Annotated in this window: 1 protein-coding gene; it reads right to left on the bottom strand. The window is 69.6% G+C overall.

Features of this window, described 5'->3' with window-relative positions:
• Positions 1–424, bottom strand: a 424-nt coding sequence (locus tag AAH991_RS40280) for an ABC transporter permease (RefSeq protein ID WP_346231211.1), incomplete at both ends; no start/stop codon positions are given.

The following is a 424-nucleotide window of genomic DNA, read 5'->3' as shown; positions in this document are numbered from 1 at the left end:
CCGATGATCGTGCCCCGGCCGCCGGTGAGCAGCGTCCCGCCGATGATCACGGCGGCGATCGCGTCCAGCTCGTACAGGTCGCCGTGGGTGGACGACCCCGTGGTGGTCCGCGCCATGATCAGCACCGCGGCGATGCCGCAGCACAGACCCGACAGCGCGTACAGCATCAGCGTGTGCTTGCGGACGTCGATACCGGCCAGACGCGCCGCCTCGGGGTTGCCGCCCACCGCGTAGGTGCGACGGCCGAACGTCGTGCGGTTCAGCACGATCCAGCCGATCAGCACCACCAGCGCGAACACGTACACCAGCAGCGGCAGCCCGAGCACCCGGGTGGTCGACAGGTCCACGATCATCGAGTTGTCGGCCTGCACCAGCTGAGTGCGCTGGTTGGACATCCGCTGCGCCAGACCACGCGCGGCCACCA

Source organism: Microbispora sp. ZYX-F-249 (assembly GCF_039649665.1).
Classification (GTDB): Bacteria; Actinomycetota; Actinomycetes; order Streptosporangiales; family Streptosporangiaceae; genus Microbispora; species Microbispora maris.
The sequence above is the reverse complement of the archived record's forward strand: the minus strand, read 5'-3'. Positions and strand labels throughout refer to the sequence as shown.